The sequence below is a fragment of the Streptomyces sp. Root1304 genome (assembly GCF_001426405.1).
Classification (GTDB): Bacteria; Actinomycetota; Actinomycetes; order Streptomycetales; family Streptomycetaceae; genus Streptomyces.
Map to the genome: position 1 here is coordinate 243,932 of NZ_LMEP01000026.1, position 24,975 is coordinate 268,906.

The following is a 24,975-nucleotide window of genomic DNA, read 5'->3' on the forward strand; positions in this document are numbered from 1 at the left end:
GCGCCGGTCAGGGCACCTCGGCCTTGTCGGCGAGGTGCCCGTCGACGAAGCACAGCCGGTACACCGGGATCGCGGCGAGCATCGAGGACCGGTAGTACCGGCACTCGTGCATGCCCGCCGGCTCGGGCGGCACCCCGTGCGGGGGACGGTCGAGCGGATGCTCGGGCAGGTCGTCGGAGACCCCGGAGAGCTGCGCCGGGGTCATCCCGACCCGCATCCGCGCGTAGTCCTCCGGCTCCAGATACGACTGGGACTGCGTCCACAGCGCCACCCCCACCATCAGCAGACCCAGCGCGGCGAGCAGCGCGAGCGGGATCCAGATCGCCCGCGCCAGGCCCTTGCGGACCTCGCGGCGGGCCCGGTCCAGCTCCCGGGCCGAGGTGGGCGCGGTGGGCAGCGGTGCGGGGGGCTTCCTGGGCAGCTCCGCCTCCAGGGCGAAGCCGCCGTCCGGGGTGGCCCGGTGGGTGAGCGTGCCACCGGCCAGCCGGACGCGCTCGTCCAGGCCGACGAGCCCGGTGCCGCCGGAGTCGGTGCCGGAGCGCGAGCCGGGGCCGGAGGCGCGGTCCTGTCCTCCGGGCCCGGCGCCCGTACCCGCACCGGACCCCGCGGCCGGGTCCGTACCTCCGCCGCCCGGTTCCCTGCCGGGCCCGCTGACCACCCCGACCCGGACGTGCGTCGGGTGCGGGGTCACCGTGACCGTGACGGCGGCGCCCGGCGCGTGCTTGGCCGCGTTGGTCAGGCCCTCCTGGACGATCCGGTGCAGCGCGAGCCCCGACATCCCCGGCAGGGTCGGCACCGGGGTGCCGGCCAGGGTGACCGCGAGGCCCGAGGCGCGGGCGCGGGCGGCCAGCTCCTCCACCGTCTCGCCGGGCGGGGCGGTGGTGGGCGCCGCCGGGTCCTCCTCGCGGAGCACGCCGATGATGTCCCGCAGTCGCGCCGTGGCGTCCGCCGCCGCCCCGCGCAGCTCGCCCGCCGCCCGCTGCTGCTCGGGGCCGAGCTCCGGGGAGACCTCGAGGGCGCCCGCCCGGATCGCGATCAGGGCCAGGTCGTGGCCGAGGGAGTCGTGCATGTCGCCCGCGATCCGGGACCGCTCCCGCAGCCGCTCCCGGTCGGCGACGGCCGCCTGCTCCCGCTCCATCCGGTCCGCCAGCTCCCAGCCGCTCCGGACGAGCCGGTCGTACTGGCGCACGTACCGCCCGATCAGCCAGGGCGCCACGACGGCCAGCGCGAGGGCGAGCAGCAGGGTGAACCACTGGCCGAGCGAGGTGTGGGTGAGGCGGGTCAGGAGGAGTCCGACGGCGGCGACCGCGCCGAACAGCCACAGCGCCGCCCGGGTGTGCTCCTGCCGCCGCCCCGCGAGGTAGCCGAAGGCGATCAGGGCCAGGCTGTACGAGGGGGTGAACAGCTCCAGGGAGGCCGGCAGGCTCGCCGCGACGGTGATGCCGAGCGCGAGCAGCGGCCATCTGCGGCTCACCGCGACACAGCCCGCGAGGACCACGACGCCGACGGCGACCAGCGGCCAGCTGCCGCCGTCGTTCGGGTCCGACTTCAGCAGCACGGGCACGCACAGCAGCAGCCACAGGGCCAGGTCGAAGAGCCGTTCCCGGGCGGCCGTGCGGCGCGGCTCAGGCACCGGGGACCAGCCCCGCCTCGTACGCGAGGACCGCGAGCTGCACCCGGTTGCGCAGGCCGAGCCGGCCGAGGACGGCGCTCACGTGCGCCTTGACGGTGCCCTCGACGACGTACAGCCGCTCGGCGATCTCCTGGTTGGAGAGGCCCGCGCCGAGGAGTGCCACGACCTCGCGCTCCCGGCCGGTGAGCGGCTCCAGGCGGGTCCGCGCCTCGGCGGCGCGGGTGAACCGCTCGCCGCCGAGCGTGTCGATGACCCGGCGGGCGACGGTGGGGGAGAGGGCGGCGCCGCCCCCGGCGACGGCCCGGACCCCGGCGATCAGCTCGCGGGGGTCCCCGGACTTCAGCAGGAAGCCGCTCACGCCGCAGCCGAGGGCGCGGGCGATGAAGGCGTCCTCGGAGAAGGTGGTGAGCATGACGACGGCCGCGTCCGGTACGGCCCCGCGCAGCTGCTCGGCGGCGCCGAGCCCGTCGAGCCGGGGCATCCGGATGTCGAGGAGGACGACGTCGGGCCGGTGCTCGCGGGCGCGCTCGACGGCCTCGTGGCCGTCGCCGGCCTCGGCGACCACCTCGATCCCGGGGTCGGAGGCGAGGATGGCCCGCACCCCGGCCCTGATCATCGTCTCGTCGTCGGCCAGCAGCACCCTGATCATGCGGTCCAGGGTAAGCAGACGCGCGGGCGCCCGGAGGGAAGGTTCCCTCCGGGCGCCCGCTCCCGTGCGGTGAGGCTTACGGGAAGGTCAGCTTGAAGCTGTTGATGTAGCCGGTGTCGATCGACGCCTTGTCCTGGACGCGGAGCTTCCAGGCACCGTTGGCGACCTCGGAGGAGGCGTTCACGGTGTACGTCTGCTGGATGTTGTCGGCGCTGCCGCCGGCCCGGTTGCTCAGGTTGTAGACCGAGCCGTCGGGGGCGATCAGGTCGACGACGAGGTCACCGATGTAGGTGTGGACGATGTCCACGCCGACCGAGAGGTTGCTCGGCGCGTTGCCGGTGATGCCGGTGACGTTGACCGTCGAGGTGACCGCGGCGCCGTTGTCCGGGACCGAGACGTCGGCGGTGTTCTCGAAGGAGGTGCCGGTGGGCGGGGTGCCGCCGCCGGAGCGCGGGCCCACGTTGATGGCGGCGAAGGAGTCCTCGACCGCCTTGACCTCGGGGCTGCCCGCGCCGTACAGCTCGGTGGCCGCCGCGACGGCACCCGTGCGGGCGCCGGCGTAGTTGGTCGAGGAGCCGAACTTGGTGGTGAGCGCCTTGAACCAGATCAGCCGGGCCTTGTCGATGCCGATGCCGGTGACCGGCAGGCCGTCGGAGGTCGGCGAGTCGTAGTTCACGCCGTTGACGGTCTTGGCGCCGCTGCCCTCGGAGAGCAGGTAGAAGAAGTGGTTCGCCGGGCCCGAGGAGTAGTGGACGTCGATCGAACCGATGCCCGAGTACCAGGCGTCCTTGGACGAGCCGTCCTTGCTCGGCTTGTCCATGTAGCGCAGCGGGGTGCCGTTGCCGCGGATGTCGATCTTCTCGCCGACGAGGTAGTCGCCCTTGTCGTTGGCGTTGTTGGCGTAGAACTCGACCGCCGCCGCGAAGATGTCCGAGGTGGCCTCGTTGAGGCCGCCGGACTCGCCGCTGTAGACGAGGCCCGCGGTGTTGGAGGTGACGCCGTGCGTCATCTCGTGCGCGGCCACGTCGATGGAGGTGAGCGGCTTGGCGTTGTTCGTGCCGTCGCCGTAGGTCATGCAGAAGCAGGAGTCGGACCAGAACGCGTTCACGTAGGCGTTGCCGTAGTGGACGCGGGAGTACGCGCCGACGCCGTCACCCTTGATGCCGGTGCGGCCGTGCACGTTCTTGTAGTAGTCCCACGTGAGGGCGGCGCCGTAGTGGGCGTCCGCGCCCGCGGTCTCCTTGTTGGAGGCGAGGCCGTTGCCCCACGTGTCCGTGGTGTTGGAGAACAGCGTCCCGGTGCCCGACGTACCGCCGTTGAGGTTGTACGTCTTGTGGTTGCCGCGGCCGGTGTCGGTCAGCGTGTACGAGGGCGCGGTGCCGAGGGTCACCTGGCCGCTGTACTGCGTGTTGCCGATGCCGGTCTCGATGGCCTGCCACTCGTAGAGCTTCGCGCCGGACTTCGCGTCCGTCACGACGTGCAGCTCGTTCGGGGTGCCGTCGTGCTGGAGGCCGCCGACGACGGTCTCGTACGCGAGGACGGGCGCGCCCTGGGCCATCCACACGACCTTGCGCGGGGCGCGGTCGGCGGCGGCCTTCTTCGAGCCCTCCGCGGCGGCGAGGCCGAGGGCCTGCTTCTCGGCGGCGGCCGGGGCGACGGCGGCGGCGAGGTCGACCCCCGCGAGCGCGGCGCGGTTGGACTTGATGACCCCGGTGGTGGCGCCGGCCTTGGACTCGGCGACGATCAGGTCACCGCCGAGGACGGGCAGTCCGGCGTAGGTGCGCTCGTAGCGCGTGTGGGTCGTGCCGTCGCGGTCCTGGACGACGTCGCGGACGACCAGCTTCTCCTGGGCGCCGAGGCCGAGGGACTTGGCCGTCGCGGCCTTGTCGGCGTCCGCCGCCTTGATGAGCGCGGCGCGCTCGTTGGGCGAGAGGTCGGCCGGCAGCTTGCCGGGGTTGGGCTTGCCGGCGGACAGCGCCGACGGGGCCGCCGCGAAGGGGTCGGCCGAGGCGGTACCGGCCTGCACACCGATGGTGAGCATGGCGGCGGCAGCGATCAGGGCGCCGGTCGCGGTGGCACGACGGCTGGGCGTGGATCTCACGCAGACTCCTTATGCGAGGGGGGTACCGGCGGGCTTGGGTGAGTCCGTCCGGGCGGAGCAAGGAGAGCTGTGGAGCACGTACTTGTGACGCGTTACTCGTTCGGGTGAAGCGGTGAACGATGGTGCGAAGGACCGGGGAGAGAGTGACAGGAATGACGGGGACCTGTCAGGACCGCGTCAACAAGTTGGCCGGAAATCGTCCGGTGCCCGATGGGCCGTGTTCGTTAACCGGACGTTTCGTCGATCATGGCCGCGATGCCGTCCAGTGTTCGCCCGAGCCCGAATTCGAAGAGTGTCCGCAGATCGAGACCGAACCCGCCGTCGTGCGTCACCGAGGCCAGTTCGGGGTACGAGCCCGCCGATTGGATCGCGTCGAATCGTGGCTCGTTCTGTTCCATCCACTCGTCGTCGGAGATGCCCGAATCCTGACGCGCCTGCTCCTCCAGGTCGTCCGCCATCGACAGTCCCTGCACGAAGGCGAAGATCACCAGATGGGTGTGCAGCTTCTGCCCCGCCGTCAGCGGAGTGCCCCGCAGCGCCCGCAGCACCCACTCCGTGTACGCCATCGCGTTCGGCGTCGCCACCGGCCGCGTGAACGAGGCCATCGCGTGCGCCAGCCACGGATGACGCGCGTACACCCCGCGCAGCCAGCGCGCCCCCTGCTCCAGACCCGTCCGCCAGTCCGCCGGCACCGGCCCCAACGGCGCCTCGCCGCACGCCGCGTCCGTCATCAGCCGCACCAGCTCCGGCTTGCCCGGCACATGGCGGTAGAGGCTCATCGTGGACACCCCGAGCACCGTCGCCACCCGGCGCATCGTCAGCGCGTGCAGCCCCTCCGTGTCCGCCAGCCCGAGCGCCGCCTCGACCACCCGCCCGCGCGAGAGCGGAACCGTCCCGGCCACCGCACCCGCCCTCGCGCCCGAGGCCGTCACCACCGTGCCCACCCCCGGCTCAGGACGGACCAGACCCTCCCGGCGCAGCACCGCCAGCGCCTTCGTAGCCGTCGCCATGGCCACCCCCCACTCACGGGTGATCGCCCGCGTGGACGGCACCCGGTCCCCGGGCGACAACTCGCCCGTCAGGACCCGGCGGCGGAGTTCGGCGGCGATCCCCAGATAGGGCGGCTCGGTCGTCATGGCGGGGAGTGTACTAGTGCACTCGGACCCCTGTACGCGGCTCCGAACTGCGGCTTCCCGGCGAGCGAACGCGGTGCACTAGGGCGGGAGTAGCGCCGTACACACCCCGCTGCTTCCCTCCTCGCATGACACTCCTCGCACCCACCGAGCCCGAGCCCGGACCCGCCCTCGCCGGCCGCCGCGAATGGACCGCCCTCGGCGTCCTCATGCTCCCGCTGCTCCTCGTGTCCATGGACGTCTCCGTCCTCTACTTCGCCATCCCCTCCATCAGCGCCGACCTGCGGCCCGGCGCCACCCAGCAGCTCTGGATCCTCGACACCTACGGCTTCGTCCTCGCCGGACTCCTCATCACCATGGGCGCCCTCGGCGACCGCCTCGGACGCCGCAGGATCCTGCTCGGCGGGGCCGCGCTGTTCGGCGTCGCCTCGGTCGCCGCCGCCTACGCCCACACCCCCGGCGCGCTCATCGGCGCCCGCGCGCTGCTCGGCGTCGCCGGAGCCTGCCTCATGCCCGCCACCCTCGCCCTCATCCGGGTGCTGTTCCCGGACCCCGGACAGCGCGCCAAGGCCGTCACCCTGTGGACCTCCGTCATGGCCGGCGGCATCTCGCTCGGACCCGTCGTCAGCGGCGCGCTCGTCGAGCACTTCTGGTGGGGGTCCGTCTTCCTCGTCAGCCTGCCCGCCATGGCCCTGCTCCTGGTCCTCGGGCCGCTGCTGCTCCCCGAGTCCAAGGGCGCCGCCGCCACCGGCCGGTTCGATGTCCTCAGTGCCGCCCTCTCGCTCGCGAGCCTGCTGACGCTCGTCGGCGGCATCAAGGAACTCGCCAAGAACGGCTGGGCGCCCCTGCCCGCGCTCGCCGTCCTCCTCGGCCTGCTCCTCGCCGGCGTCTTCCTGCGCCGGCAGACCCGGCTCGCCCACCCCATGATCGACCTCGGCCTGCTGCGGAACCGGGCCTACGGCGGCTCCGTGCTCGTCAACCTGCTCGCCATGGCGGCGACCGTCGGTTTCGCCGTCTTCCTCACCCAGTACCTGCAGTCCGTCCTCGGCCAGAGCCCCTTCGAGGCGGCGCTGTGGAGCCTCGTGCCCACCGGCGGCGTCCTCCTCGCCGCACCGGCCGCCGCCGGGCTCGCCGGCCGGATCGACCGCGCGTACGTCATGGCCGGCGGCTTCCTCCTCTCGGCCGCCGGCTTCGCCTGGCTCAGCGCCGTCGACCGGGCCACCCCGCTCTGGGTGGTGCTCGTCGGCGGCGCCGTCTACGCCGGCGGCCTCGTCTCCGCGATGACCCTCGCCAACGAACTCGCCCTCGGCGCCGCCCCGCCCGAGCGCGCCGGAGCCGCCGCCGCCGTCCTCGAATCGGGCCAGGAACTCGGCGGGGCGCTCGGCATGGCGGTCCTCGGCGCGGTCGGCGCGGCCGTCTACACCTCCGCGATGCCGGCCGGGGCGCCGGCGGCCGCCAGAGAGACCCTGGGCGGCGCGCTGGCCTCCCCGGGACCGGTGCTGGAGGCGGCACGGGAGGCCTTCGTGTCGGCGATGAGCGGGGCGGCGGTGGGAGCGGCCGTGCTGATGGCGGGGGCGACGGCGCTGTCGCTGGTCCTGCTGCGGGCCCGACGGGGCCAAGAGGCCCGGTGAGCCCGTCCATGGGTCACGGAACCGACGGCGGCAGTGGGGGACGTGGAGGGGGTCGTGTTCGGGACGTAAAGCGTGATTTGTGGCGCATCGGAAACGCCCACGACGCGAGGGCGTTGCCTGCGCCGTAAATCATGCAGTCCCGAATACGACCCCCGGAACGGCCCCCACGGACCCACCCACGGGTCTGAACGCCCGGGGCCCGCAGGGGCCTCAGCCCACCAGGCTCTCGCGCCAAGCCCGGTGCAGGCCCGCGTAGTGCCCCTCCCCGGTGACCAGTTCCGACGGCGTGCCGTCCTCGACGACGCGGCCCGACTCCATCACCAGGACCCGGTCCGCGACCTCGACCGTGGAGAGGCGGTGGGCGATCACCACGGCCGTACGGCCCGCGAGGACCGTGTCCATCGCCCGCTGCACCGCCCGCTCGCCCGGCACGTCCAGGGAACTGGTCGCCTCGTCCAGGATCAGCACCGCCGGGTCCGCGAGCAGGGCCCGGGCGAAGGCGACCAACTGGCGCTGGCCCGCCGAGATCCGGCCGCCCCGCTTGCGTACGTCCGTGTCGTAGCCGTCCGGGAGGCCCGCGATGAACTCGTGCGCCCCGATCGCCCGCGCCGCCTCCTCGATCTCCGCGCGGCTCGCGTCCGGCCGGCCGATCGCGATGTTCTCGGCGACCGTCCCCGAGAAGAGGAACGCCTCCTGCGTCACCATGACGACACCCCGGCGCAGTTCCGGGGTGGCCAGGTCGCGGAGGTCCACCCCGTCGAGCCGCACCGCGCCCTCCGTCGGGTCGTAGAAGCGGGCCAGGAGCTTCGCGAGGGTCGACTTGCCCGCGCCGGTGGCGCCGACCACGGCGACCGTCTGGCCCGCCGGGACCGTCAGGTCGAAGCGGGGCAGGACCTCGCCGCCCGTGCGGTAGGCGAACCGGACGCCTTCGAAGACGACCTCGCGGCCCGGGGCGCCCGAGCGGGCGGGAAGCGTCCGGGGCGTCGTCGTCTCGGGCACCCCCGGCTCCTGGGCGAGCAGGCCCGCGATCTTCGCGAGGGACGCGGCGGCCGACTCGTAGGAGTTGAGGAACATGCCGAGCCGGTCGATCGGGTCGTACAGCCGCCGCATGTACAGGACGGCCGCAGCGAGGACGCCCAGCTCCAGGGAGCCCGAGGCGACCCGGTAGGCGCCCCAGAGGCACATCCCGGCGACGGCGGTGTTCGCGACGAGCCGCGAGCCGATGACGTAGCGGGCCATCTCCAGGAGCGCGTCGCCGTTGCTGCGCTCGTGCCGGTGGTTGAGCACCGCGAACTCGGCGTCGTTGACCGGCTCGCGGCGGAACGCGCGGACCGGGCGGATGCCGTTCATGGTCTCCGCGAACTTCACGATGACGCCCGCGATGGCCGTGGAACGCTCGGCGTACACCCGGCCCGCGCGCCGCCGGTACAGGCTCACCAGGAAGTAGAGCGGCAGGAAGGACGCCACGGCCACCGCCCCGATGCCCAGGTCCAGCCAGAGCAGCACCAGGGAGATCGACACGAAGGACAGGACGACGCCGATCAGCTCCTGGAGGCCCTCCGAGAGCAGCTCGCGCAGCGACTCGACGTCCGTGGTCGAGCGGGAGATCAGCCGCCCCGAGGTGTAGCGCTCGTGGAAGTCGACGCTCAGGACCTGGGCGTGACGGAAGATCCGGCCGCGCAGGTCGAGCAGGACGTCCTGGTTGACGCGGGCGGCCCCCCGGACGAAGACGTACTGGAGCAGGCCGGACAGGACCGCGCAGAGCAGATAACCGAGCGCCACCGCGACGACCGGCCCGTGGTCGCCCGCGCGGAACGCCGGGACGCCCTTGTCGATGGCGTACGCCACCAGGAGCGGACCCGCCTGTACGGCCGCCTCCTTGACGAGCAGGACAAGGGCCGCGAGCGCGACCCGGACGCGATGGGTGGCGAGCAGGGAGCGGAGCAGCGCGCCGGTCGCCCCGGGCGGGGTCGGCAGGTCGTCGCGGTCGAAGGGGTCGGCGGCCACCGGGGGCGCGGCCGGGGCGGCCTGCGGTCCGGTGGACGCGGTGTCGGTGATCTCGGTGAGCGTGCTGTCGGTCATCGGTTCCCGTTCTCCCCGGACTTGCCCTCGCCGGACATCAGCCAGGCGTACTCCTCGCTGGTCCGCAGCAGTTCCTGATGGGTGCCCACGGCCGCGATCCGGCCCCGGGACAGCAGCGCCACCCGGTCGGCCAGCATCACGGTGGACGGGCGGTGCGCCACGACCAGCGCGGTCGTCTCCCGCAGGACCTCCCGCAGGGCCGCCTCGACCCGCGCCTCGGTGTGGACGTCGAGCGCGGAGAGCGGGTCGTCCAGGACGAGGAAGCGGGGCCGGCCGACGACCGCCCGCGCCAGCGCGAGCCGCTGCCGCTGCCCGCCGGACAGGCTCAGACCCTGCTCGCCGACCTGGGTCGCGGTGCCCTTGGGCAGCCGGTCGACGAAGCCGTCCGCCTGCGCGACCCCGAGGGCGCGCCGCAGTTCCGGCTCGCCCGCCGCACCGTCGGCGCCCATCAGGACGTTCTCCCCGACGCTCGCGGAGAACAGCGTGGGTTCCTCGAAGGCCATCGACACGAGGGACCGCAGCCGCTCCCGGTCCATCAGGGCGATGTCCTCGCCGTCGAGGAGGATGCGGCCGCCGGAGGCCTCGTGCAGCCTCGGTACGAGGGCGGTGAGCGTGGTCTTGCCGGAGCCGGTGCCGCCGACCAGGGCGAGGGTCTCGCCGGGACGGATGTGCAGGTCGACGCCGTCGAGGACGGGCGGGGAGCCCTCCGGGGCGTCGGGGTAGCGGAAGGTGACGTCCTCGAACCGGACGCCGCCGGGGGCGAGTCCGGGCGCCGGGTCCGCCTTCGGGTCCGCCGGGCCGGTGGCCGTGTCCGGTTCCACCTCGGCGTCCATCACCTCGAAGTACCGTTCCGTCGCGGTCGCCGCCTCCTGGCTCATCGCGAGCAGGAAGCCGATCGACTCCACCGGCCAGCGCAGCGCCAGCGCCGTCGACAGGAAGGCGACGAGCGTGCCCGCCGACAGGTCCCCGTCGGCGACCTGCACCGTGCCGAGGACGAGCGCCGCCCCGATGGCCAGCTCCGGTACGACGGTGATGACCGCCCAGATCATCGCGAGCAGCCGGGCCTTGGCCAGTTCCGTGCCGCGCAGCCGGCCGGAGAGCTCGCGGAAGGCGGTGGCCTGGCTGCGGTGCCGGCCGAAGCCCTTGACGATCCGGATGCCGAGGACGCTCTCCTCGACGACCGTCGTCAGGTCGCCCACCTGGTCCTGGGCGCGGCGCGCGACCAGCCCGTACCGCCCCTCGAAGACCGAGCAGACGACGACGAGCGGGATGACCGGGGTCAGCAGGACCAGGCCGAGCGACCAGTCCTGGGCGAGCAGCAGGACATAACCGGCGAGGATCGTCACGCCGTTGACCAGGAGGAACGTCAGCGGGAAGGCCAGGAACATCCGGACCAGCATCAGATCGGTCGTGCCGCGCGACAGCAGCTGCCCGGAGGCCCACCGGTCGTGGAAGGCGATCGGAAGCCGCTGGAGCCTGCCGTACAGCTCGGACCGCATCCGCGCCTCGACCCACGACAGCGGGCGGGCCACCAGCCAGCGCCGGAAACCGAAGAGCACCGCCTCGGCGATGCCGAGCAGCAGCAGGTACAGCGCCCCCAGCCACACCCCGCCCGGGTCGCGCTCCGCGACCGGCCCGTCGACCAGCCACTTCAGGACCAGCGGGATGACGAGCGACAGACAGGAGGCGACGATCGCGACGAACGCGGCGGTGAACAGCCGCGTCCGCACGGGCCGTACGTACGGCCAGAGACGCAGCAGGACACGGACCGTGGACCGGTCGGCGCCGGCGCCGTCATCGGTGTCGACGGCGGTGGCGGTGACGGCGGCGGTACCGGTGGCGGGTCCGGCTTCGGGACCGGGGGGCTCTGGGGCGACAGGTTTCTCGGGCATCAGGTCCGACCATACGGTTCACCACTGACACGTCTCATCCGGTTTTCCGGCCGACCTTCCCCGACGGGTTCCCGGAATGGTCTTGACCAGGCAAACCCGCACGTCGCAGACTTGCCCGGCCCCACACGGGGGAGGCACAGGGGAGACACCGATGACCACGCCCGACACCTACGAGACCCGCTGCGAGCAGCTGTTCCTCGCCGGCGGCAACGCCGGCGTGCGCCGGGCCGCGCAGGAGGGACTCGACTCCCTCGGCCCGCAGGCCGATCTCTACTGCTGGCTCGCCCTCGGGCACGCCGCCGAGGACGAGGACGACCACGACGACCTCGCCGAGGAGGCCTTCCGCGCCGGGCTCGCCCTCGACCGCGACCACCTCGGGCTGCTCGCCGGCTACGCCGAGCTGTGCCTGCGCGCCGACGAGTTCGACCACCCGGGCCGTGCCTCCCGCGCCCGCGTCCTCTCCCGCCGCCTGAAGGAGCTCGCCCCCGAGTCCGTCGAGGCCGACCGGCTGGCCTCCGCCGAACGCTGGGCCCGCCGCAGCTACTGGGACGAACTGCGGATGGCCGCCGCCGAGGGGGCCGTCGCCTCCCGGCAGACGCAGGACCAGGCCCGCGCGCTCACCGACGCCCTCGCCGCGGGCGGCACCGACGCGGCGGCCCGCACGGCCGCCCGCGCCGCCGAGGCCGCCGCCCCCACCGACCGCGACGCCGCCGTGCTCGCCGCGGCCGTCGAGGCGCTCGCGGGCCCGTGGAACGCGCCGGTACGCCTGCTCGGGCGCCACCGCCCGGCGGCCTGGGCGGTCGCCATGGGCCTGGCCCTCCTCACCAACACGCTGCTCCGGCAGACCGGCGCCGTCGACTCGTTCAGCCTCTGGGGCTACCTCTGGCTGCTCCCGGTCCTCCTCGTCGACCGCCGCTTCTCCTCCGTACGCAAGGAGGCCGAGGCCCGGTACCTGACCCGCCTCGAAGCGGAACTCGCGGCCAGGAGCTGACCGACTCCCGCCCCGAAGTCGTACCCCCGTCAACCGATCGGCTGATGCCAGGTCGAGCGCGATGGCCGATACCCCGGCGCGGGCCGCCCCGACAGCCTGGGGACATGACAGCGATCGAGGTACGGGGACTGCACAAGGCGTACGGCGGCCGGAAGGTCGTCGACGGGGTGTCCTTCGAGGTCGGCGAGGGCGAGGTCTTCGGGATCCTCGGCCCCAACGGCGCCGGCAAGACCACCACCGTGGAGTGCGTGGAGGGACTGCGGACCCCCGACGAGGGCCTGGTGCGGGTCTGCGGCCACGACCCGGCCACCCAGCGGGCCGAGGTGACCCGGCTGCTCGGCGTCCAGCTCCAGGAGAGCGAACTCCAGGCGAAACTGACCGTCCGCGAGGCGCTCGGCCTCTACGCCTCCTTCTACGAGCGGCCCGCCGACCGGCAGGCGCTCGCCGAGCGCCTCGGCCTCCTGCCGCATCTGCGGACCCGCTTCGGGCAGCTGTCCGGCGGCCAGAAGCAGCGGCTGTTCATCGCCCTCGCCCTGATCGGCGACCCCCGGGTCGTCGTCCTCGACGAACTCACCACCGGCCTCGACCCGCGCGCCCGCCGGGAGGTCTGGGAACTCGTCGAGTCCATCCGGGACGGCGGCGTGACCGTGCTGCTCGTCACCCACTTCATGGAGGAGGCCCAGCGCCTCTGCGACCGGATCGCCGTCCTCGACCGGGGCAGGATCGCCGCGCTCGACACCCCCGACGGGCTCATCGGGCGGGCCACCGCCGCCAAGACGATCTCCTTCGCCGCCGACACCGCGATCGGCCCGGCCGAGCTGCGGGCCCTGCCCGGCGCCGTCTCCGTGGAGACGGCGGACGGCCGGACCGTCCTGAGCGGCACGGACGAGACCGTCACCGCCTTCGTCTCCCTCCTCGCCCGCCGGGGCGTCACCGCCGGACAGCTCCGGGTCACCGACGCCACCCTCGACGACGCCTACCTCGACCTGACAGGGACCGATCACCGATGAGCACGACCACCGCCGCGCCCCGCGCCCCGCGTTCCGCCACCGCCGCCGTGCTGCGCACCGAGGCCCGGCTCTTCACCCGCGAGCCCGGCGCCCTGTTCTGGGTGATGATCGCGCCGACCGTGCTCCTCACGATCCTCGGCCTGATCCCCTCCTTCCGGGAGGCCGTCCCGGAGCTCGGCGGGCGCCGGACCATCGACGTCTACGTCCCCGTCGCCGTCCTCTTCGCCCTCATCATGTCCGGGCTCAACGCCATGCCCCCGGTCCTCGCCGGCTACCGGGAGCGCGGCATCCTGCGCCGGATGTCCACCACCCCCGTACGCCCCGGCGCGCTGCTCACCTCCCAGCTCGTCCTGCACGCCGTCGCCGCGCTGGTCTCCTCCGGCCTGGTGATCGGGGTGGGCAGGGTCGCCTTCGGCGTCGCCCTGCCGGAGAACCTCGTGGGCTACGGACTCGCCCTGCTCCTCGCCGTGGCGGGCGGCCTGGCCCTCGGCGCGGCGGTCTGCGCGGTCTCCCGCACACAGAAGATCGCCACGGCGCTCGGCTCGGTCGTCTTCTTCCCCACCATGTTCACCGCCGGTGTGTGGGTGCCCGTCCAGGCCATGCCGGATACGCTGCGGCGGATCGTCCATTACACCCCGTACGGCGCGGCTTCCGGGGCCCTGGACGCCGCCGCCTCCGGGGGCTGGCCGACGGGGGCCGCGCTCGCCGTGATGGCGGTGTGGACGGTGCTGCTGACCGGTGCGTCGGTGCGCTGGTTCCGCTGGCAGTGACCGCGACGACCCACCAGCGGGAGAGGACGACAGGGACACCGTGCCGATCACCGTCGAGGAACCCTGGCGCCTCTTCTACCGCTGGGGGCCGTACGCCCTGCTCGCCGTCGCCACCTGCATCGCCGTCGCGGCGGACCCGCTGACGGAAGGCACCCGGTTCACCGCGGCGGGCACCCTGGTGGCGGCCGCGCTGCTGCTCCAGCTGGGGTGGGACCGCCACAGCCGCCGGACGGAGGGGGAGCCGGCCGCGGAGGACGGCGTCCCGGCGGACACCGGGCCCGGGTTCCGGCTGGTGCCCGGGCCCGCCGGGCCCGTCTCCGTCACCTACTTCCTGCTCCGTACGGCCCTCGCCTTCACGCTCACCCTGTTCAACCCCTTCTTCTCGGTCTACGCCTCCGTCGGCTTCTTCGACGCCGTCCACCTGCTGCCCCGGCGCCTCTTCCGGGCCGGACTCCTCGCCGTCGCCGTCATCATGGCCGGGGCCCAGTCCGGCGGGCTGCCGCCCTCCTCGGCCGTCCAGTGGACGGCCTTCGGCGGTCTGTTCGGCCTGAACGCGGGTCTCGCCGTCCTCTTCTCCCACCTCGGCGCCAAGGAGGCCGAGAAGGCCGTCGAGCGGGCCGCGACCATCGCCGAACTCGCCCGCGCCAACCAGCGCCTCGAACAGGCCCTCGCCGAGAACGCGGCCCTCCAGGCGCAGTTGCTCCTGCAGGCCCGCGAGGCCGGGATCGCCGACGAACGGCGCCGGCTCGCCGCCGAGATCCACGACACCATCGCCCAGGGCCTCACCGGGGTCGTCACCCAGCTCCAGGCCGCCCACGCCGTCCCGGACCGGGAGGCCGCCGAGGTCCACCTCCGGCGGGCCGCCGACCTCGCCCGGCACAGCCTCGGCGAGGCCCGCCGCTCGGTGCGGAACCTGAGCCCGGTCGCCCTGGAGCACGACCCCCTCCCCGAGGCCCTGCGCAAGACGGTCGCCGACTGGGCCGAACGCACCGGCGTCGACACCCGTTTCACCGTCACCGGCGACGAACGGCCGCTCCACGACGAGGTGGCCGCCACCCTGCTGCGGATCGCCGAGGAGGCCCTGTCCAACGCCGCCCGCCACTCGGGGGCCGGCCGGGCCGGGGTGACGCTCTCCTACATGGGCGACGAGATCACCCTCGACGTACGGGACGACGGGCGCGGTTTCGACCCGTGCGCCCGCTCCGGACGGAGCCTCGCCGAGGGCGGGTTCGGGCTCGACGGCATGCGGGCCCGCGCCGAGCGGCTCACCGGGTCCGTCACCGTGGAGACCGCGCCGGGCGGGGGCACGGCGATCTCCGCTCGCGTACCGTTGGGCGCGCCATGACCGACATCACCCTGCTGATCGTCGACGACCACCCCGTCGTACGGGACGGCCTGCGCGGCATGTTCGCCGTGGCGGGTTCCGGCTTCCGGGTCCTCGGCGAGGCCTCCGACGGCGTCGAGGCCGTCGCGCTCGCCCTGCGGCTGGACCCGGACGTCGTCCTGATGGACCTGCGGATGCCCGGCGGCAATGGCGTGGACGCCATCGCCGAGCTGGCCCGCCGCGGCGCCCGCTCCCGGGTCCTCGTCCTCACCACCTACGACACGGACACCGACACCCTCCCGGCGATCGAGGCGGGCGCCACCGGCTACCTCCTCAAGGACGCGCCGCGCGAGGAGCTGTTCGGGGCCGTGCGGGCCGCTGCCGAGGGCCGCACCGTGCTCTCCCCGGCCGTCGCCTCCCGGCTGGTCACCGCCGTCCGCGCGCCCGTCGCCGCGGCCGGCGGCGGGGCCCTCTCCGCCCGCGAGAGCGAGATCCTCGCGCTCGTCGCGAAGGGCACGGCCAACCGGGCCATCGCCGCCGAGCTGTTCATCAGCGAGGCCACCGTGAAGACCCATCTCACCCACATCTACGGCAAGTTGGGCGTGAAGGACCGGGCGGCGGCCGTCGCCACCGGTTACGACCGGGGCATCCTGGGACGCTCCTGACCGGAGTGCGCGCAGAGTCAACGAACCGTGCGCCGGGGATCAACCGCACCGCCCCGGGTCCGGCCGAGACTGGTCCCCACGCGGGTGGTCGGACGGGGGGCACGTTCCGGCGGTCCGCGGCACGGGTGTCCGTGCGGGTCGTCCCCCGGCCCGCCGGGGGAACACCCGCCCGCCCGGCCACCGCCGTCGCGCCGTGGTGGCCGGGCGGACCTATGCCCGGACCCGCAGCAGCACCGTCGAGCGGGCTCCGACGGTGAGCGTCCCGCCGCCCGGGTGGAGTGTCCCGGGGGCCGCCGACTGGTCCTCGCGCGCGGTGTCGACGACCAGCTCGTACGTCTCCGCCCAGGGCGGTCCCGGGAGGTGGAAGTCCAGCGGGCGGGCGCCCGCGTGGAGGACGGCGAGGAAGCTGTCGTCGGTGATCTGCGTACCGCGCTCGTCCCGGCCCGGTATGTCCCGGCCCGACAGGTAGAGGCCGAGCGTGGCCGTGGGCGCGTACCAGTCGGGTTCCGTCATCTCCGCGCCCTCCGCCGTGAACCAGGCCAGGTCCCGCAGCCCGTCCGCGCCCTGCGGCCGGCCGGAGAAGAAGGCGCGGCGGCGCAGCACCGGGTGGCGGTGGCGCAGCGCCAGGAGACGGCGGGTGAGGGCGAGGAGCTGGGCCCGGCCGGGGGCGTCCGGGAGGGTCCAGTCGACCCAGCCGGTCTCGTTGTCCTGGCAGTAGGCGTTGTTGTTGCCGCCCTGGGTGCGGCCCATCTCGTCGCCGGCGACGAGCATCGGGACGCCGGTGGAGAGCAGCAGGGTGGTGAGGAGGTTGCGCTGCTGGCGCAGCCGCAGGGCGTTGATCCCGGGGTCGTCGGTCTCGCCCTCCACCCCGCAGTTCCAGGACCGGTTGTCGTGGGTGCCGTCGCGGTTGCCCTCGCCGTTGGCCTCGTTGTGCTTGCGCTCGTAGGTGACGAGGTCGCGCAGGGTGAAGCCGTCGTGGGCGGTGACGAAGTTGACGGAGGCGTAGGGGCGGCGGCCGCCCCAGGCGTAGAGGTCGCTGGAGCCGGAGAGCCGGTAGCCGAGGTCCCGGACGTCGGGCAGGGCGCCGCGCCAGAAGTCCCGTACGGCGTCCCGGTAGCGGTCGTTCCACTCGGTCCACAGCGGGGGGAAGGCGCCCACCTGGTAGCCGCCGTTGCCCACGTCCCACGGTTCGGCGATCAGTTTGACCCGGCGGAGCACCGGGTCCTGGGCGATGACCGCGAGGAAGGGGGAGAGCATGTCGACGTCGTGCATCGAGCGGGCGAGCGCCGCCGCCAGGTCGAAGCGGAAGCCGTCGACGCCCATCTCGGTCACCCAGTACCGCAGGGAGTCGGTGATGAGCCGGAGCACCTGCGGCTGGACGACGTGCAGGGTGTTGCCGCAGCCCGTGTAGTCGGCGTACCGGCGGGCGTCGGACTGGAGCCGGTAGTAGCCCCGGTTGTCGATGCCCTTCAGGGACAGGGTGGGGCCCAGCTCCCCGGCCTCCGCCGTGTGGTTGTAGACGACGTCGAGGATGACCTCGATCCCGGCCGCGTGGAGCGCACGCACCATCCGCTTGAACTCGCCGACCTGCTGGCCGGCCGTCCCCGAGGAGGAGTAGCCGGCGTGCGGGGCGAAGTAGCCGATCGAGTTGTAGCCCCAGTGGTTGCGCAGCCCCCGCCGCAGCAGATGGTCCTCGTGGGCGAACTGGTGCACCGGCAGCAGTTCCACCGCCGTCACCCCGAGCCCGGCGAGGTGCTCGACCGCCGCCGGGTGGGCCAGGCCCGCGTAGGTGCCCCGCAGATGCTCGGGGACCCCCGGGTGGAGCCGGGTGAAGCCCTTCACGTGCAGTTCGTAGATGACGGAGTCCTGCCAGGGCGTCTTGGGCCTGCGGTCGTCGGACCAGTCGTCGTCGTCCTGGACGACGACCCCCTTCGGGACGTACGGCGCCGAGTCCCGCTCGTCCCGCACGGTGTCGGCCACGTGCTGCTGCGGCCAGTCCCGGACGTGCCCGTACACCTCGGGCGGCAGCCCGAGCCGGCCGTAGTCGCCGTCGACGGCCCGCGCGTACGGGTCGAGGAGCAGCTTCGCCGGGTTCCAGCGGGCACCCGTCCACGGGTCCCAGCGGCCGTGCACCCGGAAGCCGTATCGCTGCCCCGCCCCGATCCCGGGCACGAAGCCGTGCCAGATCTCATGGGTCAGCTCGGTCAGCGGCAGCCGCCGCTCGGTGCCGTCCGCGGCGAACAGGCACAGCTCCACCGCCTCCGCCCCGCCCGCCCACAGGGCGAAGTTGGTGCCGGCGACCCCCGCCGGGCCGACCCGGCACCGGGCGCCGAGCGGAGTGGGCGCGCCCGGCCACACCGGTGGCCCCGCCCGCTCCGGGGCATGCTCGGATACCGCCTCCTGCTCGGCTGCGCTCGCCACCGTCCCGGCCTCCCGCGGCTCGTCGGGCCCGTACCCGGGGGAGCGGCGGCGTCCCGGCCGTCGTTCCCCCCGCATGGTCCTTCCCCTGTTCTGCCCGCGCGGCCGTCCTCCCAACATGACCCGCACGCACGTTTCCCCTGGAGGGTGGCCGTCGTTGGGCCGAGCGTGACACTTGTATGGAAGCGGGCGAGGTACGCCCTCGCGGTGGCGGGACTGATGGCGGGCCTCGTGGGCTGCACGGCGTCGGAGGGCGGAGGCGGCATCGACATCGGCCTGCCGGGGAAGGCGCGGGCCCCCGGTGACGTCATCCGGGTCAGCCCGGAGGACGGCGGGCGCGGGGTGCCGGCCGAGGGCCCGGTGGAGGTGAAGGTGGACAGCGGGCGGCTCGAACGGGTGACGGTCGTCCAGGTCGACGACGGCCGCAGGACGGCGGTCGCCGGGGCGATCTCCGCGGACGGGCTGCGCTGGCGGCCCCGGCCGGACACCCGGCTGGCGCTGGCCGCGAAGTACAGCGTGGACGCCGTCGCGCTCGACGCGCACGGGCGCCGCTCCGCCCGGCACACCACCTTCACGACCGTGGTGCCGGAGAGCCGTTTCATCGGCTACTTCAAGCCGGAGAACCGTTCCACGGTCGGCACCGGCATGATCGTCTCCTTCGGCTTCAACATGCCGATCGAGAACCGGGCCGAGGTCGAGCGGGCCATCCGGGTGACCTCCGATCCGCCGGTGGAGGTGGTCGGCCACTGGTTCGGCAAGGAGCGGCTCGACTTCCGGCCCGCCGCGTACTGGGCGCCCGGCACGAAGGTCACCGTCGAGCTGGGGCTGCGGGACATCGAGGGCGCGCCGGGGGTGTACGGCATCCAGCGCAAGACGGTCGGCTTCACCGTAGGCCGCTCCCAGGTCTCCCTGGTCGACGCCGCCGCGCACACGATGGAGGTACGACGGGACGGCGAGGTCCTTGCCACCCTGCCGATCACGGCGGGAGCGCCGAAGACCACCACGTACAACGGGAAGATGGTCGTCACCGAGCTGTACGACGTGACGCGGATGGACGGGCGCACGGTCGGCTTCGGTGGCGAGTACGACATCAAGGACGTGCCGCACGCGATCCGGCTGACGGACTCCGGGACCTTCCTGCACGGCAACTACTGGGCCTCGGCGGACACCTTCGGCTCCGCGAACGTCAGCCACGGTTGTGTGGGGCTGCGGGACGAGAAGGGCGGCAGCGCGGACGCGCCGGCGGGCTGGTTCTTCGAGCGGACGCTCATCGGCGACGTGGTGGAGGTGGTCAACTCCCGTGACCGGAAGGTCGCTCCCGACAACGGTCTCGGCGGCTGGAACATGGCGTGGAACCTGTGGAAGGCGGGCTCCGCGCTGCACTGATCAGCCGTCCCCCTCGTACCGCCCGGCACGCCTGTTCTCGTAGCAGGTCGATCGGGACGGAACGGTGACATTCACGAGGATCTTTCGTGTCCTGCGGTGTGATTATCTAGCGCCGTGTGCGCGAGTGAATGCGCACGGGGGTGGGGCCGGGCAGTGCCGGGCCGTGCGAGGGGAGAAGACCACAGTGAACGGGCAGCCGATATCGGGGGCATCGGTAGGGGCCAAGGGGCGGCGCGGCCGACGCGGGGGCGTCGGACTGCAGGCCCTGGCGGCGGGAGCGATGCTCCTGGTGCTGACCGCCTGCGGCGGCGGTGCGACCGCCGGCGGCGGTACGGGGGGACAGGGCCCGGCGGCCCAGGGCGGCGGCACGCAGGAGAGCAACGCGGCCTCCCAGGCGGTCGTGACGATCCTTCCGAAGGACGGCGCCGACTCGGTCGCCACCAGCGGGGTCCTCAAGGTCACCGCGCAGCAGGGCAAGCTGACCACGGTCACGGTCGCCGACTCCAAGGGCACCGAGATCGAGGGGAAGATCGCGGCGGACGGCGCCAGCTGGTCGCCCACCTCGCACCTGTCGGGCGGCACGCAGTACAAGGTGCACGCCATCGCGAAGGACTCCGCGGGCCGTGAGTCGGCGAAGGACACCTCCTTCACCACGCTGGTCCCGAAGAACACGTTCATCGGCCACTACACGCCGGAGGACGGTTCGACCGTCGGCGTCGGCATGCCGGTGTCCATCAACTTCACCCGGGGCATCACGGACCCGGAGGCCGTCGAGAAGGCCATCAAGGTGACGGCCGTGCCGTCGGTGCCGATCGAGGGCCACTGGTTCGGCAACGACCGGCTGGACTTCCGCCCGGAGGAGTACTGGGCCGCGGGCACCAAGGTGACCGTGCACCTGAACCTGGACGGCGTCGAGGGCCGCCCCGGCGTCTACGGCAAGCAGAAGAAGACGATCACCTTCACCATCGGCCGCCGTCAGGTCACCACCGTCGACGCGAGCGCGAAGACGATGAAGGTCGAGCGCGACGGCACGGTCATCAAGACGATCCCGATCACCGCGGGCGCCCCGTCGACGACCACGTACAACGGCCAGATGGTCATCAGCGAGAAGTTCAAGGTGACCCGCATGAACGGGGCCACCGTCGGCTTCGGCGGCGAGTACGACATCAAGGACGTGCCGCACGCGATGCGCCTGTCCACCTCCGGCACTTTCGTGCACGGCAACTACTGGGCCCCGGCGAGCACGTTCGGCTCCTCCAACGTCAGCCACGGCTGCGTCGGCCTCCAGGACGCGCGGGGCGCGGGCGACAGCTCGAAGCCGGCCGCCTGGTTCTACGACCGTTCGATCATCGGTGACGTGGTCATCGTGAAGAACTCGAACGACAAGCAGATCAAGCCCGACAACGGCCTCAACGGCTGGAACATGAAGTGGTCGGAGTGGATCGCGTAGCCGTACGCGACTGAACGACCGAGTGCGGGGCCCGGTGCTGTGAGCAACAGCACCGGGCCCCTCCTCGTTAACGGCCACTAACCTCTCCGTATGACTGTGAACCTCGAAGTCGCCGAAGGCGTCGGCACCATCCGCCTCGACCGCCCCCCGATGAACGCGCTGGACATCGCGACCCAGGACCGGCTGCGCGAGCTGGCCCAGGAGGCGACCGACCGCGACGACGTGCGCGCGGTGGTCCTCTACGGCGGCGAGAAGGTGTTCGCGGCCGGCGCGGACATCAAGGAGATGCAGGTCATGGACCACGTGGCCATGGTCAAGCGCTCCCGCGCCCTCCAGGACGCCTTCACCGCCGTCGCCCGCATCCCCAAGCCGGTCGTCGCCGCGATCACCGGCTACGCCCTCGGCGGCGGCTGCGAGCTGGCGCTCTGCGCGGACTACCGGATCGCCGCCGACAACGCGAAGCTGGGCCAGCCGGAGATCCTGCTCGGCCTGATCCCGGGCGCCGGCGGCACCCAGCGCCTCTCCCGCCTGGTCGGCCCGTCCAGGGCCAAGGACCTCATCTTCACCGGCCGGATGGTCAAGGCGGACGAGGCCCTGACGCTGGGCCTGGTCGACCGGGTCGTCCCGGCCGCCGAGGTCCACGAGCAGGCGCACGCCTGGGCGGCCCGGCTGGCGCAGGGCCCTGCGGTCGCGCTGCGCGCCGCCAAGGAGGCGATCGACCAGGGTCTGGAGGCGGACATCGACACCGGTCTCGCCATCGAGCGCACCTGGTTCGCCGCCCTGTTCGCGACCGAGGACCGCGAGACCGGGATGCGCAGCTTCGTCGAGGAGGGCCCGGGGAAGGCGAAGTTCGCCTGACGCGGCCGGTTCGGGGGGTCGATTCCGTCGGAACGGCCCCCGCGAACCGCTCGGTGCGGCCATGATGGGGGGCATGGCGGGCCTGGAGGGTAGGGAACAACCGCGGCAGCGCGCGAGCGCCGCCGCAGCGCGGTGGTCACCGGCCGCGGACGACGAACAGGCCGCCGAAGCAGTGGAGTTGTACGGCAACCCGGCCGACGACGACGTGCGGCTGCCGTCCCTCCCCGAGTCCGCGTGGCTGGCCCGCAGGCTCACCCAGCACGTGGTGCTGCGGCAGTGGGCGCTCGGCCCGACGATCGCGGAGCACGCGGTGCTGCTGGTCTCGGAGCTGGTCGGGAACGCGGTGCGGCACACGGGTGCCCGCTCCTTCGCGTTACGCCTCCAGCGGCGGCGCGGCTGGATCCGGGTGGAGGTGCGCGACCCCTCGCGCGGGCTGCCCTGTCTGATGCCGGTGCACGAGCTGGACACCAGTGGCCGGGGGCTCTTCCTGGTGGACAAACTCTCGGACCGCTGGGGCGTGGACCTGGCGCCGCGCGGCAAGACGACCTGGTTCGAGATGCGGGTAGCGGACCGCCCCTGAGTACGAGGGCCCGACCGTCTCTCTCCATGCTCCGCACGCACGGAAGCCCCCGTGCGCCGTGGTGGGGTGCGTGGGGGCTTCCGTGTGGAGCGCCGTGGACGGGGGGGTGTATCCACGGCCGCTATGTCGACCTGGCCCGGGTCAATGGGGGTCGTGTCTCCGACTATGGCAGACAGGTGGCCTTGTCGCCAAAAGCCCCTACCGGGGCAATGCGGGTCAAAACCGGACAGTTTCATAGTGAATCATTGGTGACGTGCGGCACTCGCCTTGCAAACAATGAATGACTATGCGGTTCATGGGTTGTTTCCGGGGCTCGTCCGCATGCTGGACGCTCCTTCGAAGCCCGCAAACGTCCTGAATTGGCCTAATCGTAATAAATCGGGCATTCCTGTCCTTGAATGGTCGCGTGAAGCCGACCGACCGCCGAGGAATCCTCCGGGCGGGCGCGGCCGCCGCCCTCGCGGGAGCCCTCGCCACCGCCTGCGGCACGGAGCCCCGCCCCGCCGCCGCCCCCGCGCCCCGGCGCCCCGCCCCCGCACCCCACGCGGCCCCGGCGCCCCGGCGCCTCCCCGGACAGCCCGCCGAGATCGCCCACGGCCCCCGCGACCGGCCCCGCGTCGCCCTCACCTTCCACGGCCAGGGCGATCCCGCGCTCGCCAGGACCCTCCTCGGCCAGGCCGAGAAGGCCGGCGCCCGCGTCACCGTCCTCGCCGTCGGCAGCTGGCTCGACGCCCACCCCGACCTGGCCCGCCGCGTCCTCGACGGCGGACACGACCTCGGCAACCACACCCAGCGCCACATCGACATCAACGCCATGACCGAGGACGAGGCGCACGCCGAGATCGCCGCCTGCGCCGCCCGGCTGCGCCGGCTCACCGGCTCCATCGGCACCTGGTTCCGGCCCTCCCGCACCCAGCACGCCTCCCCCGCCGTCCTGCGCGCCGCCCGGCGGGCCGGATACCCGCACGCCCTCTCGTACGACGTCGACTCCCTCGACTTCACCTCGCCAGGAGCCCCGGCCGTCGTCCGCAACGTCACCGGCACGGTCCGCGCCGGCTCCGTCGTCAGCCTGCACTTCGGCTACCCGGACACCGCCGCCGCGCTGCCCCTCCTCCTCGCCGACCTCGACCGCCGCGGCCTGCGCGCGGTCACCACCACGGAGCTGCTGACCTGATGGCACACCCCACGCAGAGCCACCGCGCACGGAACCACCGCACACCGGGGCGCCTCGCACCGCGGACCAGGGCCCTCCTCGCCGCCGCCCTCCTCCTCGGCCTCGCCGGCTGCGGCGGCGGCGACCCGGGGGAGGGCGCCGGCGCCGTGAAGAAGGCCGCCGCCCCCGCCGTACCCGAACCGGCCGCCGCACCCGCCGGGCTCCCCGGGATGCCGCCGCCGCTCGACCCGAAGGACGTCTACGCCGCCGACCGGCCCGACCGGCTCTCCCCGGTCGTCAGGAACTTCCCCTCCCGGGTCTACGTCCCCAACACCGCCTCCAACACCGTCTCGGTCATCGACCCCGCGACCTACCAGGTCGTCGAGACCATCCCCGTCGGCAACCAGCCCCAGCACGTCGTGCCCTCCTGGGACATGAAGACCCTCTGGGTCAACAACAACCGGGGCCACACGCTCACCCCGATCGACCCCGCCACCGGCGTCGCCGGCAAACCGGTCGAGGTCCACGACCCGTACAACCTCTACTTCACGCCCAACGGCAAGTACGCGATCGTGATGGCCTCGCTCGACCGCGAGCTGGTCTTCCGCGACCCGCACACGATGGAACGGAAGAAGACCGTCCCGGTGAGCTGCTACGGCGTCAACCACGCCGACTTCTCCGCCGACGGGCGCTACTTCGTCGTCTCCTGCGAGTTCTCCGGCGAACTGCTCAAGGTCGACACCGAGAAGATGGAGGTGATCGGCCAGCAGAAACTGCCCTTCGAGGGCGCCATGCCGCAGGACGTGAAGATCTCCCCGGACGGCAGGACCTTCTACGTCGCCGACATGATGGCCCACGGCATGTGGGTCCTGGACGGCGAGAAGTTCACCACCCCCACCCTGCTGCCCACCGGCAAGGGCTGCCACGGCCTCTACGTCGGCCGGGACTCGCGCGAGATGTACATCTCCAACCGCGGCGAGGGCACGGTCTCCGTCTTCGACTTCGAGAAGAACAGGCTGACCAAGAAGTGGCACCTGCCCGACGGCGGCTCCCCCGACATGGGAGGGGTCTCCGCCGACGGCAAGGTCCTGTGGCTCTCCGGCCGCTACGACTCCGAGGTGTACGCCATCGACACCACGACCGGCCGTCAGCTGGCCCGCATCCCGGTCGGCAGCGGCCCCCACGGCCTCGCCGTCTACCCGCAGCCGGGCCGCTACTCGCTCGGCCACACCGGGATCTTCCGGTAGCG

Annotated in this window: 19 protein-coding genes; 12 read left to right on the forward strand and 7 right to left on the reverse strand. The window is 73.2% G+C overall.

Features of this window, described 5'->3' with window-relative positions; translation table 11 throughout:
• Positions 1-7: 7 nt before the first annotated feature.
• The 4 genes from ASD33_RS30330 to ASD33_RS30345 all read right to left on the reverse strand — a co-directional run bounded on the left by ASD33_RS30330 (position 8) and on the right by ASD33_RS30345 (position 5,519).
• Positions 8-1,633, reverse strand: coding sequence for a histidine kinase (locus tag ASD33_RS30330; RefSeq protein ID WP_056567720.1), 1,626 nt, complete (start codon positions 1,631-1,633; stop codon positions 8-10).
• Positions 1,626-2,282, reverse strand: a complete 657-nt coding sequence (locus ASD33_RS30335; protein ID WP_056567723.1) for a response regulator transcription factor — start codon at positions 2,280-2,282, stop codon at positions 1,626-1,628. Before ASD33_RS30335 ends, ASD33_RS30330 begins: the two co-directional genes overlap by 8 nt.
• A gap of 76 nt (positions 2,283-2,358) precedes the next feature.
• Positions 2,359-4,383, reverse strand: a complete 2,025-nt coding sequence (locus ASD33_RS30340; protein ID WP_056567725.1) for a M4 family metallopeptidase — start codon at positions 4,381-4,383, stop codon at positions 2,359-2,361.
• Between the two features lie 224 nt (positions 4,384-4,607).
• Positions 4,608-5,519, reverse strand: coding sequence for a TetR/AcrR family transcriptional regulator C-terminal domain-containing protein (locus ASD33_RS30345; RefSeq protein ID WP_056567727.1), 912 nt, complete (start codon positions 5,517-5,519; stop codon positions 4,608-4,610).
• A gap of 125 nt (positions 5,520-5,644) precedes the next feature.
• Here ASD33_RS30345 and ASD33_RS30350 point away from each other — a divergent pair, with 125 nt between their 5' ends.
• Positions 5,645-7,147 (forward strand): MFS transporter, encoded by a 1,503-nt coding sequence (locus ASD33_RS30350; RefSeq protein WP_056567730.1) that lies wholly within the window; start codon positions 5,645-5,647, stop codon positions 7,145-7,147.
• A gap of 210 nt (positions 7,148-7,357) precedes the next feature.
• On the opposite strand, the gene ASD33_RS30355 is transcribed toward ASD33_RS30350, so the two are convergent.
• Together ASD33_RS30355 and ASD33_RS30360 are read right to left on the reverse strand one after the other, a co-directional pair.
• A complete protein-coding gene (locus ASD33_RS30355) occupies positions 7,358-9,229 on the reverse strand; it encodes an ABC transporter ATP-binding protein (RefSeq protein ID WP_056567734.1) in 1,872 nt (623 codons plus the stop codon).
• Entirely contained in the window at positions 9,226-11,121 is a 1,896-nt protein-coding gene (locus ASD33_RS30360) for an ABC transporter ATP-binding protein (RefSeq protein WP_242426937.1), read from the reverse strand. Before ASD33_RS30360 ends, ASD33_RS30355 begins: the two co-directional genes overlap by 4 nt.
• A gap of 151 nt (positions 11,122-11,272) precedes the next feature.
• On the opposite strand from ASD33_RS30360, the gene ASD33_RS30365 reads away from it, so the two are divergent.
• From ASD33_RS30365 to ASD33_RS30385, 5 genes are all read left to right on the forward strand, one after another.
• Positions 11,273-12,112: a hypothetical protein gene (locus ASD33_RS30365; protein WP_063991939.1), complete on the forward strand. Its 840-nt coding sequence runs from the start codon at positions 11,273-11,275 to the stop codon at positions 12,110-12,112.
• A gap of 104 nt (positions 12,113-12,216) precedes the next feature.
• Positions 12,217-13,122, forward strand: a complete 906-nt coding sequence (locus tag ASD33_RS30370) for an ABC transporter ATP-binding protein (protein ID WP_056567737.1) — start codon at positions 12,217-12,219, stop codon at positions 13,120-13,122.
• Complete coding sequence (locus ASD33_RS30375; protein WP_056567739.1) at positions 13,119-13,892, forward strand: ABC transporter permease; 774 nt, start codon at positions 13,119-13,121, stop codon at positions 13,890-13,892. Before ASD33_RS30370 ends, ASD33_RS30375 begins: the two co-directional genes overlap by 4 nt.
• A 40-nt stretch (positions 13,893-13,932) precedes the next feature.
• Positions 13,933-15,237, forward strand: coding sequence for a sensor histidine kinase (locus ASD33_RS30380; protein ID WP_056567742.1), 1,305 nt, complete (start codon positions 13,933-13,935; stop codon positions 15,235-15,237).
• Positions 15,234-15,881: a response regulator transcription factor gene (locus tag ASD33_RS30385; protein WP_056567745.1), complete on the forward strand. Its 648-nt coding sequence runs from the start codon at positions 15,234-15,236 to the stop codon at positions 15,879-15,881. Before ASD33_RS30380 ends, ASD33_RS30385 begins: the two co-directional genes overlap by 4 nt.
• A gap of 210 nt (positions 15,882-16,091) precedes the next feature.
• Here the strand turns inward: ASD33_RS30385 and glgX are convergent, their stop codons facing one another.
• Positions 16,092-18,302 (reverse strand): glycogen debranching protein GlgX, encoded by a 2,211-nt coding sequence (gene glgX / locus ASD33_RS30390; protein ID WP_056567747.1) that lies wholly within the window; start codon positions 18,300-18,302, stop codon positions 16,092-16,094.
• Between the two features lie 216 nt (positions 18,303-18,518).
• On the opposite strand from glgX, the gene ASD33_RS30395 reads away from it, so the two are divergent.
• From ASD33_RS30395 to ASD33_RS30420, 6 genes are all read left to right on the forward strand, one after another.
• A complete protein-coding gene (locus ASD33_RS30395) occupies positions 18,519-19,685 on the forward strand; it encodes an Ig-like domain-containing protein (protein WP_079045097.1) in 1,167 nt (388 codons plus the stop codon).
• 184 nt (positions 19,686-19,869) lie between these two features.
• The gene (locus ASD33_RS30400; protein ID WP_079045098.1) at positions 19,870-21,135 is read left to right on the forward strand and encodes an Ig-like domain-containing protein; all 1,266 of its coding nucleotides are present in this window, start codon (positions 19,870-19,872) and stop codon (positions 21,133-21,135) included.
• A 90-nt stretch (positions 21,136-21,225) separates the two neighbouring features.
• Positions 21,226-21,993: an enoyl-CoA hydratase-related protein gene (locus tag ASD33_RS30405; RefSeq protein WP_056567754.1), complete on the forward strand. Its 768-nt coding sequence runs from the start codon at positions 21,226-21,228 to the stop codon at positions 21,991-21,993.
• A 73-nt stretch (positions 21,994-22,066) separates the two neighbouring features.
• A complete protein-coding gene (locus ASD33_RS30410) occupies positions 22,067-22,573 on the forward strand; it encodes an ATP-binding protein (protein WP_056568168.1) in 507 nt (168 codons plus the stop codon).
• A 406-nt stretch (positions 22,574-22,979) separates the two neighbouring features.
• Positions 22,980-23,747 carry a polysaccharide deacetylase family protein gene (locus ASD33_RS30415; RefSeq protein ID WP_056567757.1) on the forward strand — a complete coding sequence of 256 codons (768 nt, stop codon included), beginning with the start codon at positions 22,980-22,982 and terminating at the stop codon, positions 23,745-23,747.
• Positions 23,747-24,973: a YncE family protein gene (locus tag ASD33_RS30420; protein WP_056567760.1), complete on the forward strand. Its 1,227-nt coding sequence runs from the start codon at positions 23,747-23,749 to the stop codon at positions 24,971-24,973. Before ASD33_RS30415 ends, ASD33_RS30420 begins: the two co-directional genes overlap by 1 nt.
• The last annotated feature ends 2 nt before the right edge of the window (positions 24,974-24,975 follow it).

Coding starts and splice junctions, on each gene's coding strand:
- ASD33_RS30345 (WP_056567727.1), bottom strand. CDS start 5,519: ATGACGACCGAGCCGCCCTATCTGGGGATCGCCGCCGAACTCCGCCGC.
- ASD33_RS30395 (WP_079045097.1), top strand. CDS start 18,519: ATGGCGGGCCTCGTGGGCTGCACGGCGTCGGAGGGCGGAGGCGGCATC.
- ASD33_RS30375 (WP_056567739.1), top strand. CDS start 13,119: ATGAGCACGACCACCGCCGCGCCCCGCGCCCCGCGTTCCGCCACCGCC.
- ASD33_RS30350 (WP_056567730.1), top strand. CDS start 5,645: ATGACACTCCTCGCACCCACCGAGCCCGAGCCCGGACCCGCCCTCGCC.
- ASD33_RS30360 (WP_242426937.1), bottom strand. CDS start 11,121: ATGCCCGAGAAACCTGTCGCCCCAGAGCCCCCCGGTCCCGAAGCCGGA.
- ASD33_RS30370 (WP_056567737.1), top strand. CDS start 12,217: ATGACAGCGATCGAGGTACGGGGACTGCACAAGGCGTACGGCGGCCGG.
- ASD33_RS30385 (WP_056567745.1), top strand. CDS start 15,234: ATGACCGACATCACCCTGCTGATCGTCGACGACCACCCCGTCGTACGG.
- ASD33_RS30355 (WP_056567734.1), bottom strand. CDS start 9,229: ATGACCGACAGCACGCTCACCGAGATCACCGACACCGCGTCCACCGGA.
- ASD33_RS30365 (WP_063991939.1), top strand. CDS start 11,273: ATGACCACGCCCGACACCTACGAGACCCGCTGCGAGCAGCTGTTCCTC.
- ASD33_RS30420 (WP_056567760.1), top strand. CDS start 23,747: ATGGCACACCCCACGCAGAGCCACCGCGCACGGAACCACCGCACACCG.
- ASD33_RS30335 (WP_056567723.1), bottom strand. CDS start 2,282: ATGATCAGGGTGCTGCTGGCCGACGACGAGACGATGATCAGGGCCGGG.
- ASD33_RS30405 (WP_056567754.1), top strand. CDS start 21,226: ATGACTGTGAACCTCGAAGTCGCCGAAGGCGTCGGCACCATCCGCCTC.
- ASD33_RS30410 (WP_056568168.1), top strand. CDS start 22,067: ATGGCGGGCCTGGAGGGTAGGGAACAACCGCGGCAGCGCGCGAGCGCC.